Origin of the sequence: Rhodococcus sp. H36-A4 (assembly GCF_027158005.1) — a bacterium.
GTDB lineage: Bacteria > Actinomycetota > Actinomycetes > Mycobacteriales > Mycobacteriaceae > Rhodococcoides.
The window spans coordinates 163,898-181,775 of sequence record NZ_JAPVLQ010000004.1; the positions used below are offsets into that span (position 1 = coordinate 163,898).

Sequence of the window (17,878 nt, forward strand, 5' to 3'; positions counted from 1 at the left end):
CCGTCACGACAGTGACGATTCGTTTGGTCGAGCCGAGGCGACGTCGACCACGATCTCGGCAACCGTAGCTGCAGCGTCGCGATGACCCGCACTCCCCGCTGCGATGGACATGGCAGCGATCCGCTCGGTGTCGGTGATCAAGTCCACGATCACGCTACCGACGTAGGAGGCGTCGATCTGCGCGTCCTGCACCAGTATCCCGCCCCCCGCATCCACGACAGGCCGAGCATTCAGTTCTTGCTCGCCGTTGCCGTGCGGCAACGGTACATACACAGCGGGCAGCCCCGTCGCCGACACCTCGGCCACGGTCATGGCACCGGAGCGGCACATCGCCAGATCCGCGGCCGCGTAAGCCAGATCCATGCGGGTGAGGTACGGAACCGCAATATACGCAGTCGTTGCTCCTTCGATCGACTCGACGTCGACGGTGTTCTTCGGGCCGTGTGCATGCAGGACCGAGACCCCCGCGGCGGCGAGTTCGGCTGCGGCGCCGGACACTGCGTCGTTCAGCGAGCGTGCACCTTGCGATCCGCCGAACACCAGTAGCACGGGGCCGTCCGCAGGCAACCCGAAGTGGGCTCGCGCTTCTCCACGGCGAGACGCTCTGTTCAGCCCGGTGATCGTGGGTCGGACAGGTATTCCGACTATCTCTGCATCCTGCGCGCCGCGAGCGGATACGCCCGATCCCGGCACTGCCGCCAGCACCCGAGTAGCCAGACGGGCACCGACCTTGTTGGCAATCCCTGCACTGGCGTTGGCCTCGTGCAGAACGATCGGTATGCGTCGACTGTCACGAGCGCACCGCGCCGCGATGTAGGCGGGGAGAGCGACGTATCCGCCGAATCCCACGAGCACATCCGCTTCGGTCTCGGAGAACACTTTCTTGGTCCTACGGACCGATCGAACGAGTTTTCCCGGCAATCGCAGCAAATCGAGTGTCGGTTTGCGCGGAAGCGGAACAGGAGGAATCAGTGCAAGCGGATATCCACGCGCCGGCACGAGGGTGGTCTCGAGTCCACGTTCGGTTCCGAGCGCGGTGATCCGCATCTCGGGATCGAGGGCGCGTAGTGCGTCGGCGACGGCAAGGGCAGGCTCGATGTGTCCTGCAGTCCCTCCGCCCGCTACGACTACGGACAGTGCTCTGGTGACCGGCGGTCGAGTTCGTGCATTCACCGTCGATATCCTTGCCCATCGGGGTGGTTGCGCCGCGCGCCGGGTTGCCTCGGGACCCGACGGCGAGGATCGGACCGTTGTTCACCTGGGGCCCCACGACGTGCTCGATTCGCTGCCCCGCCTACCTGCGCGTGTTCACGCGCGGCCGAACGACCGCTCTCTGCACGTGCCGCAAGCCGACGGCGGTCCTCCTGGTCGAGGGCAGGCCTGGTCGATTTGGATCGAGCGGCGGCTGCGCGCAGAGGCGAGAACGATGCGGGCATCGGAAGCCGGAGCACTCGATCGAGCCGGCTGTCCCTGCCTGCGTGCAACGCCGCGATCGCTTCGGGTTCGTGTCTCGCAGCGTTGGCGATGATACCGAACATGAGCAGCGTGATCGCGGTAGAAGATCCACCGTAGGACACCAGCGGCAGCTGCAGACCCGTCACCGGAAGCAGCCCGACGACATAGCAGATATTGATCATCGCCTGGGCGAAGATCCAGGTCGTCGAACCGGCCGCCAGAAGACGAAGGAACGGATCGACGGATCGCATGGCAATGCGGAGGCCGGTGTATACGAACAGGGCGAAAAGACCCAATACTGCCAGGCACCCGATGAAGCCGAGCTCCTCGCCGATGATCGCGAAGATGAAGTCGTTGTGCGCGTTGGGAAGATAGCTCCACTTGGCGCGGCTCTGACCGAGGCCGACACCGAAGGGTCCACCGTCGGCCAGGGAATACCGCGCTTGCTTGGACTGATATCCCAGACCCTGCGGATCGTCCCCCGGGTTGAGCCATCCCTTGATCCGGTCCGAGCGATAGCCCGCAGTGAATGCCAGCACGGTCGCGGCGCCGATTCCGCCGACCACCAGGATTCCGAACAACCGAGCATTGAGCCCGGCGAACCACAAGAGCGAGACGAGGATGATGCCGATGGCAATGGCCGTACTCAAGTTCGGCTGCAGCACAACCAGCGCGCACATCAACAACGATGCAGGTACCAATGGGATGAGTAGCGACTTCAAGCTGGCATGCTCGCTGCGCCGCGAGGCCAGCAGATGTGCACCCCACAAGACGAGCGTGACTTTGGCTAGTTCGGAGGGCTGGAACGAGACTCCAGCGATGTTGAACCATCGACGCGCACCGTCCGCGCCTTCGGATCCCACACCCGGAATCAAGACGAGCATCAGCATGACCACCGAGATGCAGAACAGCGGGAACGACAGCTTTCGAAGCATCCGAACCGACATACGCAGCGCAATGTAGAACGCAACGACACCGAGTGCGACGCCGATCAGCTGCTGTGTGAAGAGTGAATAGGCGGAGCCGTCCGTCGCATAGGCCTCGGCAGCGGAAGAGGACAGCACCATGACCAGCCCGAGGATGGTGAGCAGGGCCGCAATGGTGACGATCAGATGGAACGACGCAAGCGGTCGGCGCATCCACAAGCCGATTCTGGTCCGTGGTCCGGCGTTGGACGGGCCGGAGCCGGGTCGAGATCGACCGGTAGCGGTACTCACGTTACCGGCCCGACGCCGCGACCGATATCCGCGGAGTCGAGATCGACTACGGCCTCGGCGAAGCTGCGACCGCGATGCCCATAGTCGACGAACATGTCGAGAGACGCCGCTGCCGGGGCCAGCAACACGGCGTCGCCCGGCCGCGCTCGACGTGCTGCCTCCTGGACGACCGCCCGCATCACTACGTCAGCATCTTCAGCAACATGAGTCACATCAGCATCGTCTCCCGCCGGATACCGCACAACTGGAACATCCGGCGCGTGTCGCGCCACCGCCTCTGCGATCTGCGTCCCATCGCGGCCGATGACAAGTGCGGCGACGAGACGCGGAGCAATCTCGACGACGAGTTCGTCGATGGCAGCGCCCTTCAGCAGCCCCCCTGCGATCCACACGACGCGGGGATACGCGAGGAGCGAAGACCGCGCAGCATGCGGGTTCGTGGCCTTCGAATCGTCCACGAACTTCACTTCGTTCGTCGTGCGAACCACGGCGCCGCGATGGGGCCCGACCTCGTAAGTACGAATACCGTCGGCCACATGCTCCGCACCGACGCCGATCGCGCGGGCCAGAGCAGAGGCTGCGAGCGCGTTCATCCACCCGGCGGGACCTGCGGGCAGCACTGCCGTCACCGGCACGATCTGCTCACGATCGGCGAACGCGTTGTCCACCAAGTGATCACCGATGATGCCGAACTCGCCGGCCGCAGGCTCGGACAGTCGGAATCCGATCACACGGTCCGCCGTCGATGTCGCCGAGAGCGCGGCGGCGCGGGCGTCGTCGAGACCGACCACAGCGATATCACCGTTCAGCGCCCGGGCCTTGGACTCGACGTAACCATCCATGCCACCGTGCCAATCGAGATGGTCTTCCGCGATATTGAGCACTGTCCCCGCGGCGGGACGCACCGATGGCGCCCAGAACAACTGGAACGACGACAGTTCGACTGCCAACACCTGCGGATGCGGCGAGAGCCGAAGGGCATCGAGTATCGGCAGACCGATGTTCCCGCACGCGACGCTGTCGATCCCTGCGGACTTCAAGATCGACGCCAGCATCGACGTTGTCGTAGTTTTGCCGTTGGTACCGGTGACGACCAGCCATCGCGTCGGCGGGCCGTAGATTCCGGCACGATCGATCCGCCACGACAACTCCACGTCGCCCCAGATGGGAATACTGTGGTTCGCCGCCGCCGCCAACACCGGCGAATCAGCTCGTAATCCAGGGCTCGTCACCACCAGTGCGACGGCACCGATTCGGTCGGTGTCTGCGAGTAGCTCGTCCTGCAACACGACGCTCGCTCCGAGTGCGCGAGCGTTGTCCAGCGCACCCGGATCCGAGTCGGTGACCAGAACCGCCGCTCCCAACTCGAGAAGCGGCGGCACCGTCGCCAAGCCGGACACGCGAGAGCCGGCGACAAGGACGGTCCGTCCCCGTAGCCACGAAAGATCTTCGTCGTATCCGGTCGCGTCGGCAGTCTCGGACACGTGTATCTACCCTCCGATTGCAGCGAGATATTCGCTGTAGAACAGCGCCAACCCGACGGCCGACGCGATGGCGGCCAGAAGCCAGAATCTGATGATTACCGTGGTTTCCGCCCACCCGGCGAGCTCGAAGTGATGATGGAACGGGGCCATTCGGAACACTCGTCGTCGACTGGAGCGGAAGACTGCAACCTGGATCACGACCGACGCTGCCTCGGCAACGAACAGTGCAGCGATGACCACCATGATCAGCTCGGTCCTCGTCACGATGGACAATCCGGCAAGCAGACCGCCCAACGCCAAGGACCCGGTGTCACCCATGAATATCTTTGCGGGCGCGGCATTCCACCACAGGAATCCGATACACGCACCCGCCGCCGCCGCGCAGATCAGTGCAAGGTCGAGCGGATCGCGAACGTCGTAGCAACCGGGCCCGGGGTTCGTGGAACATGCCTGGCGGTACTGCCAGAACGTGATGACCGTGTACGCACCGAGAACCAACGTCATCGAACCCGCCGCCAGACCGTCGAGTCCGTCGGTCAGATTGACCGCATTGGACCAGGCCGTCACCAGGAAGTAGCACCACACGATGAAGACGATCGAACCCATGCTGACGGTGGCGATGTCACGCACGTAGGACAGTTGGGTACTTCCGGGGGTGAGCCCGTTCGGCCCTCGGAACTGCAGGGCAAGGACGCCGAAAATTACTGCGGCAAAAAGTTGACCCACCAGCTTGGCAGTCTTGTTCAGGCCGAGATTTCGCTGCTTACGAATCTTGATGAAGTCGTCGAGGAAACCCACCAGGCCCAGCACCGTGGTCAAACCCAGAACCAGAAGGGCCGAAGCCGACGGCCCGTCCGCTTCGTAACCGATACCGATGAGATGCGAACCCCAGTACCCGGCCCACAGCCCGGCGAGGATCGCAACACCGCCCATCGTGGGAGTCCCGCGCTTGGACTGGTGACTTGCGGGCCCCTCGACCCGAATCTCCTGCCCGAATCCTTGCTTCGAAAACGCCTTGATCAGCACAGGCGTGAGCAGGATCGCCACAGCGAGTGCAATGCCTCCGGCGAAGAGGATCTGTCTCACTGCGATTCCTCCGGTGTCATCGTCTCGTTCTCTCCATCTGCCTCGTTCGGCGCTTCCAGCAACGCATCGGCCACCGACCACAACGCGACCGACTGCGAAGCCTTCACCAGCACGATGTCACCGGGCAACACCTCTCGTCGCAAAACCGCGATTGCCTCCGCATCGCTGGACACGAGCATCGACTCCTCACCCCACGACCCTTCCATCACCGCGCCCTGGTGGAGCGCTCGTGTCGGACGACCGGAGTCGACGATCACCAGACGACTCACATCGAGTCGCACGGCAAGCCTGCCGATCGCGTCGTGCTCGATGACAGATTCTGGACCCAGTTCACCCATTTCACCCAATACGGCCCACGTCCGTCGACGCGGCCCGCTGCCCGAGCGCGACATCGACACCAGTGCCTTGAGCGCCGCCCGCATCGAGTCGGGATTGGCGTTGTACGAATCGTTGACGACGGTCACCCCGTCGGGACGGGTACGAACATCCATTCGGCGAACCGAGGTGGCATTGGAACCGGCAAGCGCGGTTGCGATCGTCTCCAGGCTCGCGCCGCATTCGAGGGCCACGGCGGCCGCGGCCAGCGCGTTGCCTACCTGATGTTCACCGTGGACGGCGAGAGCGATGCCGACGCTCCCGGTAGAGGTAACGAGAGTGAAGCTCGCACGGGCGTCGGCGTCGAGCTCGACGTCCGTTGCTCGAACATCGGCTTCTGCCGAATGCCCGACAGTGACCACTCGAGCCGACGTCCGTGACCTCATCGACAACACCAGCGGATCATCCGCGTTGAGAATCGCCACTCCGCCGTTCGCGGCATCCGGAAGCGCTTCGATCAATTCGCCCTTGGCAAGCGCGATCTTCTCTCTCGATCCGAACTCGCCGAGATGGGCCGTTCCCACGTTCAGTACGACGCCGATTCGCGGAGGCGCGATCGAGGCCAAAGCGGCCACGTGCCCCACACCACGCGCGGACAACTCGAGCACCAGGAACTTCGTGGATTCGTCGGCCCGAAGGGCCGTCCACGGATGGCCCAGTTCGTTGTTGAACGACCCGGGCGGCGCAACAACGGAACCCAGCGGTGCCAGTACCGAGGCGAGTAGATCCTTCGTCGATGTCTTTCCCGAGGATCCGGTCACGCCGACGACCGTCAGAGACGTCGTATTCGCCAGGTCGACAACAGAGGCACGAGCCAATGCAGCCAACGCGCCGAGAACCGCGGCTCCTGATCCATCGCTATCGTGCTCGAGAGCCATGGCTCGACCGTCGTGCGCAACGCGTTCGACCACGATTGCGGGCACCCCGACGGGACGGGCAGCCAGGACTGCTACGGCACCCGCGGCCACTGCTGCGGCTGCGTGGTCGTGTCCATCGACCTTTGCTCCCGGCAACGCCAAGAACAGACCTCCCGGGGTTACCTTGCGGGAATCGAACTCGACCGACCCGTCGACGATCCGCGACGGGTCCGGCACCTCGTGCAGGGTTCCGCCGACGATGGTCGCGATCTGGTCGAGTGTCAACGCTTTCACGATGGATCTCCTGCTTCTGCGTCGATCCTGCTGTCGATGGCGGCAGCAAGAACCACCCGATCATCGAATGGATACTTCACACCCGCGATGTCCTGTCCGGTTTCGTGGCCCTTTCCCGCGACCAGAACGACGTCGCCCGCCCTGGCCCACTTCACAGCCTCGGTGATGGCGGATTCTCGACCGGCTACGTTTCGGACCTCCCCGCGCGACTGCGGGTCGACGGCCAGCGCCCCGTCGAACATCGCGTCTCGGATCGCCGACGGGTCCTCCGAGCGTGGATTGTCGTCGGTGATCACCAGCAGGTCCGCCCCGCGCGCTCCGGCGGCGCCCATCAACGGGCGCTTCGCTTTGTCTCGATCACCGCCTGCACCGAGGACCACCGCAATTCGCCCCGAGGTCTGTTCTCGCAATGTCTCGATGACGGCTTCCACTGCGGCCGGCTTGTGTGCGTAGTCGACCACCGCCAGAAAGTCCTGGCCGCGAACGATGCGTTGCACCCTGCCGGGGACGTCGACCTCGGACATACCGCGGATCGCGCGGCGGACATCTACCCCTGCCGCCGAACATGCTGCAGCGGCAAGTACCGCATTGGCAATGTTGTATCGGCCGGGTAGCCGAATTTCGGCGGGGTAGCTCGCGCCGCCCGGTTCGACGATCGAAAAAGTCTGCGTTCCGTTGGCTTCCTTCGACCAGTTTGAGATCGTCCAATCGGAGTGCGCAGCGACCGAGGCTGTCACGACGCTCGTGCCGGCCGCACGAGCTATCTCGGCCATCCGCTTTCCCCAATCGTCGTCGATACACACGACGGCCGAGCGGCTTCGGACACGCGACTCAGCGGTGAACAGTCGACTCTTCGCCTGGAAGTAGTCCTCGAGGGAACCGTGGAAGTCCAGATGATCCTGTGACAGGTTGGTGAAAGCGCCGACCGAGAACACCGTGCCGTCGACGCGGCCCAGCGCCAAGGCATGACTGGACACCTCCATGACCACCGTGTCGATGCCGCGTTCGAGCATCACCGCGAACAACGCGTGCAATTGAGGGGCTTCCGGAGTGGTGAGGGCACTCGGGACCCTGGAGCCGGCCATCTTCGTCTCGATGGTCCCGATCAACCCCGTCACCCTGCCTGCAGCGACCAAGGCGGCCTCGAGAAGATACGCCGTCGTCGTCTTTCCGGACGTGCCGGTAATACCGATGACCGTCATGTTCTCGGAAGGATTGCCGTAGACGAGTGCCGAGACGGTTCCGAGGATCATCCTCGGACTCTCGTGAAGCAAGACCGGCACCGGCAACTGCGGATACTTGCCACGCACGATGCCCATGCCCTCGGAATCGGTGAGGATCGCGACGGCACCCCGGTCCAGCGCGTCCTCGACGAACGTCGCACCATGTACGGACGATCCAGGAAGCGCCGCGAAAAGGTCGCCGCGCTCGATGCCCTGAGCGCGCAGGTCGATGCCGGTGACAGGAATTCGCTGCGTCACCTCACCGTCTACGACCACCGCGTTCGACGCGTCGGCAAGGTCCTCGACCGACGTGTGGGGCGGCTTCGACGGGCGAAACGCCGTCGGAGCAGGCTGCGGCACTTCTGGCACGGTCACTGTGCTCCTTTCTGCCCGGCTGCGAGGATGTCTCGGTTCCGCCGGGGGCGCGGTCGTCGACACTGATATCAAAACCCCCGAATGTGTGGAAGAGGCCGACGAGTCAGGTTACCGGCGAGTGCACCCGGACCCGAATCGGGAGCTGGCCCGATTCGTCGATCGCGATCACAGACCAGACGCTAATCATGTCAGTCGGCCTGCAGAACCAGTTTGCGTCCGGGATCGGCCGACAGTGGCACGCTGTCGCGCTGAAGCATCCAGCTAGCGATGTTGTGGAATAGCGGCGCGGCAGACTGACCACCCGATCCGTCGGCACTCCGCGACGGTGCGTCGAGCATTATTCCAATCACGTACCGCGGATCGTCGGCGGGCGCGATCCCCGCGAACGTGATCCAGTAGTTCGAGTTCGAGTAGCACTTGCACTCCGGGTCGACCTGCTGCGCTGTACCGGTCTTGCCGCTGATTTGGTAGCCGGGCACACCGGCCGCAACTCCGGTTCCCCGTTGATTACCGGTGTCGTCCTGAGTGACGGAGCGAAACATGTCACGGACGGTCGAGGCAGTCTGCGGGCTGACGACGTATACACCCTCCGGCTGCTCGGTCTCGGTCGTATCTCCGCTCGGACCCGTCGTCGAACGAATGATCCGTGGTGGAATCCGAACACCGTCGTTGGCGATGGCCTGGTACATGGCCGTCATCTGGAGCAGTGTCATCGACAAACCCTGCCCGATAGGAAGGTTGGCGAATGTGCCGCCCGACCATTGGTCGCGGCTCGGGACGCTGCCGGCACTCTCACCCGGCAGACCGACGTCACTACGCTGACCGAGCCCGAAACGGGACAACATGTCGGAGTATCGATCCTCGCCCACACGCTGGGCGAGCATCAGAGTCCCGACGTTGGAGGACTTTCCGAACACTCCCGTCGTCGTGTACGGAGCCACGCCGTGCTCCCATGCGTCCTTGACCGAAACGCCGGACATGAAGATATTTCCAGGTACTTGCAGAACCTCGTCGGGTGTGGTCAGACCGTATTCGATCGCGGCTGCCGCGGTGATGATCTTGTTCACCGAACCGGGCTCGAAGGGGGTCGTGACAGGGAGGTTGCCCATCTGCTTGTTCTTGTCGTTGTTGCCGACCCCTATACCTGGGTTGAAGGTGTTGTCGTTCGACATGGCGAGAACCTCGCCGGTGTGCACATCCTGCACAAAAGCGGAAGCATCCTTCGCGCCGGACAGATCTTTTGCCAACTGCACCTGCTGCTGCACGTAGTACTGGAGATCGGCGTCGATCGTCAATTCGACACTCGAGCCGTTGACGGCGGGTTGCTTGTCACGCCAGCTACCCGGAATGACCGCGCCGTCGGACCCGCGGTCGTACGTCTGAGATCCGTCGGTTCCTGCGAGTGTGGAATCGAGCGAATCTTCCAGCCCCAGCAGACCGTGTCCGTCGTAACCCGTTGCTCCCACCATGTTCGCGGCGAGCGATCCACCCGGGTATTCGCGGATGTCCTGTCTTTCCAGTCCTACTTCTTCGAATTCCTCGCTGATCTTGGTTGCGACCGTCGAATCGACTCCACGCACGAGGTAGGTGAATTCTTCGTTGCTCTTCAGCTTCGCGAGGATGTCCTTTTCGCTCGCGATATCACCGAGTTCATCGTGAAGTCCGGCAGCAATGGCCTTCAGACGATCGTCGGTTCCCGGCTTGGTCGGATCCTTGGCTCGCGCCTCGTCCAACTCTTTACGAACACGGACCGGCTGGAACGTCAGCGCTTTGGCCTCCATCGTGAACGCGATCGGCTTGCCGTTGCGATCGGTGATAGCGCCTCGGGTAGCAGGATCGACCAGCGTGGTCGTGCGTTGCGACGCCGCCTCTGCCGACAGCCGAGACCCATCGATCCCCATGATCCACAAGAGCTGCAACGCAACGACTGCGAGCACACCGAACATCAGAACTCGGCCGAAGCCGCTCCGGAAGCCGAACGACGACGCGTCGAACCGCCCTCGGCGAGGGTTTCGAGGCGGCAGGGACGATCCTGATGGTCGAGTCGCGGGCCTCCTGGCGCCGTCTCGCGCGCCGACCCCCGGTGCTCGACGTGTCGACCGTGGACGTCCAGCTGTTCCGGTGGTCGGCCGTGTCACTGCCGACTACCCGACGCGCTCTCCGGCGACGGACTTTCCGACTGGGTACTCATGGGAACCAATTGTTCACCGAGAGACCCGGCACGAGCGTCAATGGAAGTGTTCGGCGTGGCGGGTGTTGGACGTGTGGGAGAGGAAGCGGAGCGCGGAGTGACCGATAGGGATGACTGTGTCGGCGAAACACTCTGCGAATCCGGAGGATCCAAGGGCGCGACCGGCTTGCCTTCCGCGGGAGCCGGCGTCCCGATCACCTGCACGGAACCATCGGGCGCGACGACGAGACGCGCAACATTCGCTGCGGGTACCATCCCCATTTCAGCGGCACGCCTCGCGAGTTCTGGTGCCGAGTCGGCTAATTCGACGTCGCGTTGAAGCGAGGCACGTTCCTGAACAAGTCCCTCGTTGTATGCCTTGGCGTCGGACAGGTCGTAAGAATCCCCCGCCGATCGAGTCGTCAGCAGCAGCGTCAGACCGAGCCCGAGGGACAACAGCCCGATGATCAGAGCGACGAACGGGATACGGGCCGTCATCGACGCCCCGGACAGCGATAAGCGAGCAGCACCGTGACTGGTGGCCGTTCCGTCCCCGGAGTGCACCGTGGCTCGCTGCTGACGACGCTCGTAGGCGCGCAGCGCAGCACCGGAGCGTGCAGCGCCAGTCTCCGTCGAGGTCGCTCGTGTTCGACGCGTGCGCCGAGTTCCTGCCGAACCCGCGGTGATTGTCATGCCGCTCTCCTTGCGATGCGCTCGGCTGCACGCAGGCGCACAGGCGCCGAACGCGGGTTGTCTTCGATTTCTTGATCCGAAGCGCGTTCGGCCCCTCGGGTAAGCAGGGCGAACTCAGGACCCATCCCGGGGAGCTCGACCGGAAGGCCCTCCGGGCTGCGCGATTTGACGCGCGGAGCCAGTTCCTTCTTGACTACTCGATCCTCGAGCGACTGGTAGGACATGAACACCACTCGTCCGCCGATCGAGAGTGCATCCAGACCGGCAGGCACTGCCTTCTCCAGCGAATCGAGCTCACCGTTCACCTCGACGCGCAGAGCTTGAAAAGTACGCTTCGCCGGATGTCCGCCCGTGCGGCGCGTCGCTGCCGGAATCGACTCGTAGAGAAGTTCCACCAGGGCACCGCTCGTGGTGAAGGGTGTGATCGCTCGACGACGAAGTATCGCCGATGCGATACGACCCGCGAACCGCTCTTCGCCATAGGTACTGAGCACCCGCGCGATGTCGCCATGACTGTAGGTATTGAGGATGTCCGCGGCAGTAATTCCCACCGTCGAGTCCATCCGCATGTCCAGAGGCGCGTCTATCGAATAGGCGAATCCACGTTCGGCCTCGTCCAACTGCATCGACGAAACACCGAGGTCGAACAGAATCGCATGTACCGACTCGTACTCGGGCAGACCTGCCTCTTCGAGCGCGGCACCGATTCCGTCGTATGTCGTATGCACGAAGGTTGTCCTGTCGGAGAATTCGGACAGGCGCCGACTCGCGAGATCGAGAGCGGCCGGATCCCGATCGAGACCGATCAGACGGACACCGGGGTAGGTGCGCAAAAAGTGTTCGGAGTGGCCCCCGAGCCCGAGGGTGGCGTCGATCATGACGCTGCCTTCTCCACCGGGGCCTACTGCGGTCAACGCGGGACCGAGCAGTTCGTCGGCTCGGCCTAACCGAACCGGAATATGCTTGGCACGTGGGGTATTCGATGCATTGGATCCCTGCGACGGTCCTACGGTATTTCCAGGACGGTCAGGAGGGTTGTCCGGGACGGGCGGCTGAGACTCGCCTTCCACAATGATTCCTCCCGGTCTTGCTTGGCGCACCTTGTGCTCGGCGAGCGGATGGAAGAGATGAACGGTGTCGAATGCTTCGAGGTCCCTGTCCGATAGGGATCCTGGCGTTGGGGAAGAACGTCAGGTTCCTGATCTGTGAAACCTGGCGTTGGGGAAGAACGTCAGGGTTCTGATCGGGCAGAGGCCTCGCGGCACTCGGCGGTGATTCGAAGGGCTACATAATCCCTCCGAGGGATTCGTCGAAGGCGTCGGAGAAACTCTGCTCGCTTTCCGCCGAGTAGCGAGTCCAGGACTCTTGGTTCCAGATCTCGATGAACTCGATGGAGCCGTTGACGACGACTTCGCGTCCAAGATTCGCATAGCGCCGATGGTCGGCGCTGATCATGATCCGCCCCTGCCCGTCGAGCTGCTGCTCGTCGGTGCCGGCACCCAACTGCCTGATGTATGCACGTGCGACGGGATTCGACCGCGAGGCTTCGGTGAGCTTGCGAACCCGCTCGGCAAACTCTTCCGGGGTGTAGACAGCGAGGCTGTGATCCTGCCCTTTGCTCACCATCACACCTCCAGAAAGCGCTTCGCGGAACTTCGCCGGCAACGTCAACCGACCCTTGTCGTCGAGCTTTGGCGTGTAAGTACCGAGGAACACTCGACACCTCCTACCTCAACCCTTCGCTGTCCACCACTTTACCCCACTTCCCCCCACTATCAATCCCAAGCGAGGATTCATTTCCTGTCTTCTTCAGAAAAACCCAGCTCAAAGCGGTGGAAGACTGTGGGGAGGATTTCTGCCTGCGGCGCGCCCAGCTCGGGTCCCGGACTCTGATCAGTGAGCAGAGGCCAAGAAACTGAAGATCGGATCCCCGTCACGAGCACTACAGATCGTCGAACGATCGGTGGTGGGTCCAAGTGGGGATTCCCCGGTTCAGCGTCGGCCCGTTGGCGAAAGCGATGTAGACAGCAAAAAAGCGGCGCCCCACCTTTCGGTGGAACACCGCTTTCGCGTTCTTCAGCATCGCGCGTTGCTAGTGCCGCGCGATCTCTGTCGTCAACCGCTGCGGGCGACGATCACGTCCATCGGACTGCAATCGCGCGCACAGTGTTCACTCCTGCTCGAACCGCCGACGGAACCGATCTTCCATGCGCGACGCGAAGCCTCCGCCTTTACGGGCAGACTTGGACTTCTGCCCCGAGCTTCTCGGACCGGACCCGGAATTGGATCCGCTCACACTCGATGCGTCGCCGTCGGACGGCGTTGCAGCTTTGCGTGATCCGCCGAGAAGAAACAGCACGCCTGCCCCGAACATCAGGACGAAGCCAACGAGACTTATCACAGGAAAACCGCCGGGCTTGAATGGCAGAGCCACCCCGGCGATCAGAAGAACAAGCCCCAACGCGAACAATGCGGCCGCTTGAAAACGGCGTTTGCTCGATGCCGTACGCATGCGTCCGCTTCGTACGTGCGAGGCGAATTTGGGATCCTCGGCGTAGAGAGCGCTCTCGATTTGATCGAGCATGCGCTGCTCGTGCTCGGAGAGTGGCACGGTACCTCCCCCTGAACAGAAATTGAAAGTCATTTCGGGTGCGAAACGACGGGAAGCTGACCTTGGCGGCTACCTACTGTCGATAATACGAGCAGAATCGCCTGCTTACCACCTACTCGCGATATGCGTTCCTGAGAATGTCCAAAGTTTCCCAGCCCAACGCCACAATCTGCACTCGGAAGTCGCTGATCTGCAGCAGCTGCCACAGGCATCGGGACGCCTACCGGCGACCGAACACGGCGCTCAAGCAGATATCGGATGCGGGCCGACTCCCAGTCTGTCGAGTCGCGAATCGGCTCCGATGTACTCCTCCACCACCTGAAGGAATCGACCTACTTCGCGGTAGAACTCATCAGCATCGTTCTCGTCGATCGGTCGGGACAGGCCCGCCTGGACCGCCGCTCTGGTCGCCGAGAAGCCAGAGAAGTACTCGGCCCAGCAATCGAGCACGGGGGCCGCCTTGGCCATCAACACCCAAGCGCTTCGCGAGCGCGCTCGCGAAGCGGCGATCGGCGTCGCCTCCAGGACCGATGCCGCGCCGCGCAGAGCCGCCATGTAGCAGTCGAGAAACATCTCAGCGGCATCCGCGGCGCCGACCGACCGAGACAGCAGAGCATCCGCTCGGCCGAGCAACGCTCTGGCGCGAGGCGATACCGGCGGACGCACGTCAGCACGAAGAACTTTGGTAGCCATACTCGAACACCTCCCGTTCGATTCGCCTCACGTGGTCGTCCGATCTGACACTTCGGATTCGGTGGTACGGATTAGGTACTACCGACACGCCCGGACAACGATGAAGCTCTAAAGTCGGAACCCGGCGAGTCTCGCTTCCCTCGAGCTCTTCGCCGGATCGCCGACATCGAACATTCGTTCGACATATTCAATATAACTGCGCCCACCGACAAGTAGTCAAGGAAAGGTTGAGAACAGTCGCTACCGATGCGGAAACGACCCCTTATCTCGTCGACCTTTCCTCTCAGGAAATTCGTCGCCGCCTCCCCGAAGCTCTGGCTATCTACGTCGAGGCCATGGGTTACCCCAAGGGCACCGAGTACCACCGCGCACCCATGTGGATCGAGCATGTGTCGCGGCCAGGCTGGCGGGGAGTCGGAGCAGTGCTCCCCACCCCCGATGCACCCCTGGTCGCCGTGGCGTACGGCTATCACGGTGCCCGCAGTCACTGGTGGTACCAGCAGGTGCGCGACGGGTTGCGCAGGTCCGGACACACCGGCGAGTACATCGACGGAGTACTCGACGACTACTTCGAGTTGACGGAGCTGCACGTCACACCGAGCGCCCAGGGCCATGGACTCGGCAGAGCACTCACTCGCAGACTGCTACTGGATCGACCCGAAAAAAGCGTGCTGCTGTCCACCCCCGAGGTCGAGCACGAGGAAAATCGCGCCTGGCGGTTGTACCGCCGACTCGGATTCGAGGACGTGCTGCGCAACTTCACGTTTTCTGGCGATCGACGGCCCTTCGCCGTGCTGGGTCACGCGCTGCCGTTCGAATGAAGAACGACCTATAGCCTGGACCGGTGATCGACGCTGTGGTAGTCGGCTCCGGCCATAATGCTCTGACTTCGGCTTGCTATCTAGCTGCAGCTGGACTGTCCGTCGAGGTGCTCGAACGAGACACCATCGCCGGCGGCGCGGTCTCGTCCGTGGAGAGATTCCCAGGACACCGCGTGGATCGCGGGTCGTCTGCGCACATCATGGTGCGTCATACGGGAGTGATCGAAGAACTCGAGCTCCCCAGTTACGGACTGCGCTATGCGGAGTGTGATCCGTGGGCTTTCGCGCCAGGAGCTCCGAACTCCACCGAGGAAGCCCTGGTGTTCCACCGCGACCTGGATCGAACATGCGAGTCGATCGCGCGGTCCTGCGGGAGCGCCGATGCGATCGCTTATCGGCAGTTCGTTGCGGTGTGGGGCCCACGAAGTGCAAGGACGATGCGGGCGTTCTCCTCCGCACCCACCGGCCCGGGCTTGCTTCGCTCCTTCTGGGGTCTCGACGCCCCCGACGGCGGAAGCGCATTGTCCCGGGAATTCCTCACTACCGGCGACGCACTGCTCGATTCGTTGTTCACGAGTGAGCGCCTGAAAGCTGCACTGGCGTGGTTCGGCGCGCAATCGGGACCACCCATGTCCGAGCCGGGCACTGCCCCCATGGTCGGCTTCGCGGCGTTGATGCACACGCTTCCGCCCGGGCGTGCGATCGGTGGAAGTGGTGCACTCACCGAGGCCCTCGTTGCTCGGCTGACGGCTACGGGCGGGTCGGTTTCCCTTGGCGACGCGGTCGAAGCAGTCTCGCCGAGAGATGGACAGTGGACGACCACGACGTCTTCTGGACGATCGATCCGTAGCCGAATGGTCATTGCAGGCTGTCACATTCTGACCACTCTCGATCTTCTCGCGGCAGGCGGCCACGATCCTCGCGCGATCGAAGCCTGGCGCCGACATATTCGGGTCGGCCCCGGTATCGGGATGGCAGTTCGTCTGGCCACCGACTCGCTGCCGCAGTATTCGAGCGCAGCGGACGCTTCAGACGCGACGACGGGTCTACAGATGTTGGTTCGCGACCGTGCACATCTTCGTCTGGCCCATGGGTCCGCGTCTGCAGGTGAACTCCCACCGAGGCCGGCGGTACTCGGCATGTCGTTCACCGCGATCGATCCCACCGTTGCACCCGCAGGCCAACATCAGATTTCACTGTGGTCGCAGTGGCAGCCCCACACCCTGTCCGGAGGACGCCAGTGGCGTGAATCGGACCAGGTACGCGCCGACGATCTCGCTGAGCTCGAGGCGGACCGAATTGTTGCCGAGCTCGAGTCCTACGCACCGGGCTTCGGTGCGTCTGTGCTCGAGCGACATGTCCAGTCACCCGTCGATATCGAACGCGAGCTCGGCTTGATCGGGGGAAATATCATGCACGTAGAGATGTCACTCGATCAGATGATGATGTGGCGACCAGTCCCCCAACTCGCCGGATATCGAGTACCTGGAGCTCCAGGAATGTACTTGACGGGCGCCTCGACCCACCCGGGTGGCGGAGTGTCCGCGGCGAGTGGGCGCAGCGCGGCGCGAATCGCGCTGGCCGATGCGCGAGCAGGCAGACTCCGCCGTTGGATCGGGAACCGCAGACGATGAACAGGTTGGTCATGGCACTCGTGGGTGCCGCAATACTGGCCCAGATTTCGTACCCCCTCGTGACCGGTTCGCGACGCGATATCGTCACCGTCGCAGTCGTCGTTCTCCTCGCGTTGTCCGCGCTCGTACACGCCGCCTTGTCCCGCGGTGTCGGGTGGGCTCTGATGCTGTTCGTGACGACTGCCGGACTCGGCCTGATCGCCGAAATAGTCGGGACCGCAACGGGGTTCCCTTTTGGAAGCTACGGATATGCAGCTGATCGACTCGGCCCCGACATCCTGGGCGTGCCCGCGGTGGTCCCACTTGCGTGGACCGCAGGGTTTTATCCGATCTGGTGCGCAGTCTCCTATGTGTTGCAACGATCCTCGACCTCCCCGGAGTGTCGAAGAATCCACCGCGTCGTGATCACCGCGGTCGGGATGGTCGGATGGGATCTCTACCTCGACACACAGATGGTGACAGATGGGCAGTGGACCTGGACGTCGCCGATCGCTGGACTACCCGGAATTCCTTCGATTCCGGTGAGCAACTATCTGGGGTGGTTCGTCACCGCAGCCATTATGGCGCTGATCGTCGATACTCTGGGGCGCCGGTTCCAAACTGAGCGCACCACGCTGTCGCCGATTTCCGACACCGCTCCTCTGGTGCTGTTCACCTGGACGTGGCTCGGCTCGGCGCTTGCTCACGCCGCGCTTCTGACCGGACCGGAACTCAGATACTCGGCCGTCTACGGATTTTTCGCGATGGCGGTCGTCGGAGTTCCGCTCGCATGGACTTGGGCGACGTCGAGATGGACCACTTCGGGAAAACCGACCGCTGAACCGCGAGGACGCACGCGGACTCGGTGACGTTCTTTCGGCTCCCTGGCACAGACGGTGTCCTACGTCTGG

The 17,878-nt window shown here is 63.2% G+C and carries 15 protein-coding genes; 3 read left to right on the forward strand and 12 right to left on the reverse strand.

The window, feature by feature from the left end; translation table 11 throughout:
• Positions 1 to 3: 3 nt before the first annotated feature.
• The 12 genes from murG to O1W68_RS12660 form a co-directional block, all read right to left on the reverse strand.
• Entirely contained in the window at positions 4 to 1,182 is a 1,179-nt protein-coding gene (murG, locus tag O1W68_RS12605) for an undecaprenyldiphospho-muramoylpentapeptide beta-N-acetylglucosaminyltransferase (RefSeq protein WP_442972366.1), read from the reverse strand.
• Positions 1,170 to 2,594 carry a putative lipid II flippase FtsW gene (gene ftsW / locus O1W68_RS12610; protein WP_269304001.1) on the reverse strand — a complete coding sequence of 475 codons (1,425 nt, stop codon included), beginning with the start codon at positions 2,592 to 2,594 and terminating at the stop codon, positions 1,170 to 1,172. The genes murG and ftsW overlap by 13 nt, the downstream gene beginning before the upstream one ends.
• 74 nt (positions 2,595 to 2,668) lie before the next feature.
• Positions 2,669 to 4,156, reverse strand: a complete 1,488-nt coding sequence (gene murD / locus O1W68_RS12615) for a UDP-N-acetylmuramoyl-L-alanine--D-glutamate ligase (RefSeq protein ID WP_269304003.1) — start codon at positions 4,154 to 4,156, stop codon at positions 2,669 to 2,671.
• Between the two features lie 6 nt (positions 4,157 to 4,162).
• On the reverse strand, positions 4,163 to 5,242 hold the full coding sequence (mraY, locus tag O1W68_RS12620) for a phospho-N-acetylmuramoyl-pentapeptide-transferase (RefSeq protein ID WP_084346613.1): 1,080 nt from the start codon (positions 5,240 to 5,242) through the stop codon (positions 4,163 to 4,165).
• On the reverse strand, positions 5,239 to 6,768 hold the full coding sequence (locus tag O1W68_RS12625) for a UDP-N-acetylmuramoyl-tripeptide--D-alanyl-D-alanine ligase (protein ID WP_269304005.1): 1,530 nt from the start codon (positions 6,766 to 6,768) through the stop codon (positions 5,239 to 5,241). Before O1W68_RS12625 ends, mraY begins: the two co-directional genes overlap by 4 nt.
• Positions 6,765 to 8,366, reverse strand: a complete 1,602-nt coding sequence (locus O1W68_RS12630; RefSeq protein WP_269304006.1) for a UDP-N-acetylmuramoyl-L-alanyl-D-glutamate--2,6-diaminopimelate ligase — start codon at positions 8,364 to 8,366, stop codon at positions 6,765 to 6,767. The genes O1W68_RS12625 and O1W68_RS12630 overlap by 4 nt, the downstream gene beginning before the upstream one ends.
• A 188-nt stretch (positions 8,367 to 8,554) precedes the next feature.
• Positions 8,555 to 10,390, reverse strand: coding sequence for a peptidoglycan D,D-transpeptidase FtsI family protein (locus O1W68_RS12635; RefSeq protein ID WP_269304503.1), 1,836 nt, complete (start codon positions 10,388 to 10,390; stop codon positions 8,555 to 8,557).
• A 110-nt stretch (positions 10,391 to 10,500) separates the two neighbouring features.
• On the reverse strand, positions 10,501 to 11,229 hold the full coding sequence (locus tag O1W68_RS12640) for a hypothetical protein (protein ID WP_269304008.1): 729 nt from the start codon (positions 11,227 to 11,229) through the stop codon (positions 10,501 to 10,503).
• Complete coding sequence (rsmH, locus tag O1W68_RS12645) at positions 11,226 to 12,188, reverse strand: 16S rRNA (cytosine(1402)-N(4))-methyltransferase RsmH (RefSeq protein WP_269304504.1); 963 nt, start codon at positions 12,186 to 12,188, stop codon at positions 11,226 to 11,228. Before rsmH ends, O1W68_RS12640 begins: the two co-directional genes overlap by 4 nt.
• Before the next feature lie 325 nt (positions 12,189 to 12,513).
• Positions 12,514 to 12,945: a division/cell wall cluster transcriptional repressor MraZ gene (gene mraZ / locus O1W68_RS12650; RefSeq protein WP_269304009.1), complete on the reverse strand. Its 432-nt coding sequence runs from the start codon at positions 12,943 to 12,945 to the stop codon at positions 12,514 to 12,516.
• A 454-nt stretch (positions 12,946 to 13,399) separates the two neighbouring features.
• Positions 13,400 to 13,840: a DUF3040 domain-containing protein gene (locus O1W68_RS12655; protein ID WP_136172024.1), complete on the reverse strand. Its 441-nt coding sequence runs from the start codon at positions 13,838 to 13,840 to the stop codon at positions 13,400 to 13,402.
• A gap of 243 nt (positions 13,841 to 14,083) precedes the next feature.
• Positions 14,084 to 14,533 carry an SAV_6107 family HEPN domain-containing protein gene (locus O1W68_RS12660; RefSeq protein ID WP_269304012.1) on the reverse strand — a complete coding sequence of 150 codons (450 nt, stop codon included), beginning with the start codon at positions 14,531 to 14,533 and terminating at the stop codon, positions 14,084 to 14,086.
• Between the two features lie 227 nt (positions 14,534 to 14,760).
• Between O1W68_RS12660 and O1W68_RS12665 the strand changes: the two genes are divergently transcribed.
• From O1W68_RS12665 to O1W68_RS12675, 3 genes are read left to right on the forward strand one after another with little or no spacing between them, the layout of a single operon-like run.
• Positions 14,761 to 15,354 (forward strand): GNAT family N-acetyltransferase, encoded by a 594-nt coding sequence (locus O1W68_RS12665; protein WP_269304013.1) that lies wholly within the window; start codon positions 14,761 to 14,763, stop codon positions 15,352 to 15,354.
• A 23-nt stretch (positions 15,355 to 15,377) separates the two neighbouring features.
• Complete coding sequence (locus tag O1W68_RS12670) at positions 15,378 to 16,988, forward strand: phytoene desaturase family protein (protein ID WP_269304015.1); 1,611 nt, start codon at positions 15,378 to 15,380, stop codon at positions 16,986 to 16,988.
• 11 nt (positions 16,989 to 16,999) lie between these two features.
• Complete coding sequence (locus O1W68_RS12675; RefSeq protein ID WP_269304016.1) at positions 17,000 to 17,836, forward strand: carotenoid biosynthesis protein; 837 nt, start codon at positions 17,000 to 17,002, stop codon at positions 17,834 to 17,836.
• Positions 17,837 to 17,878 lie beyond the last annotated feature (42 nt).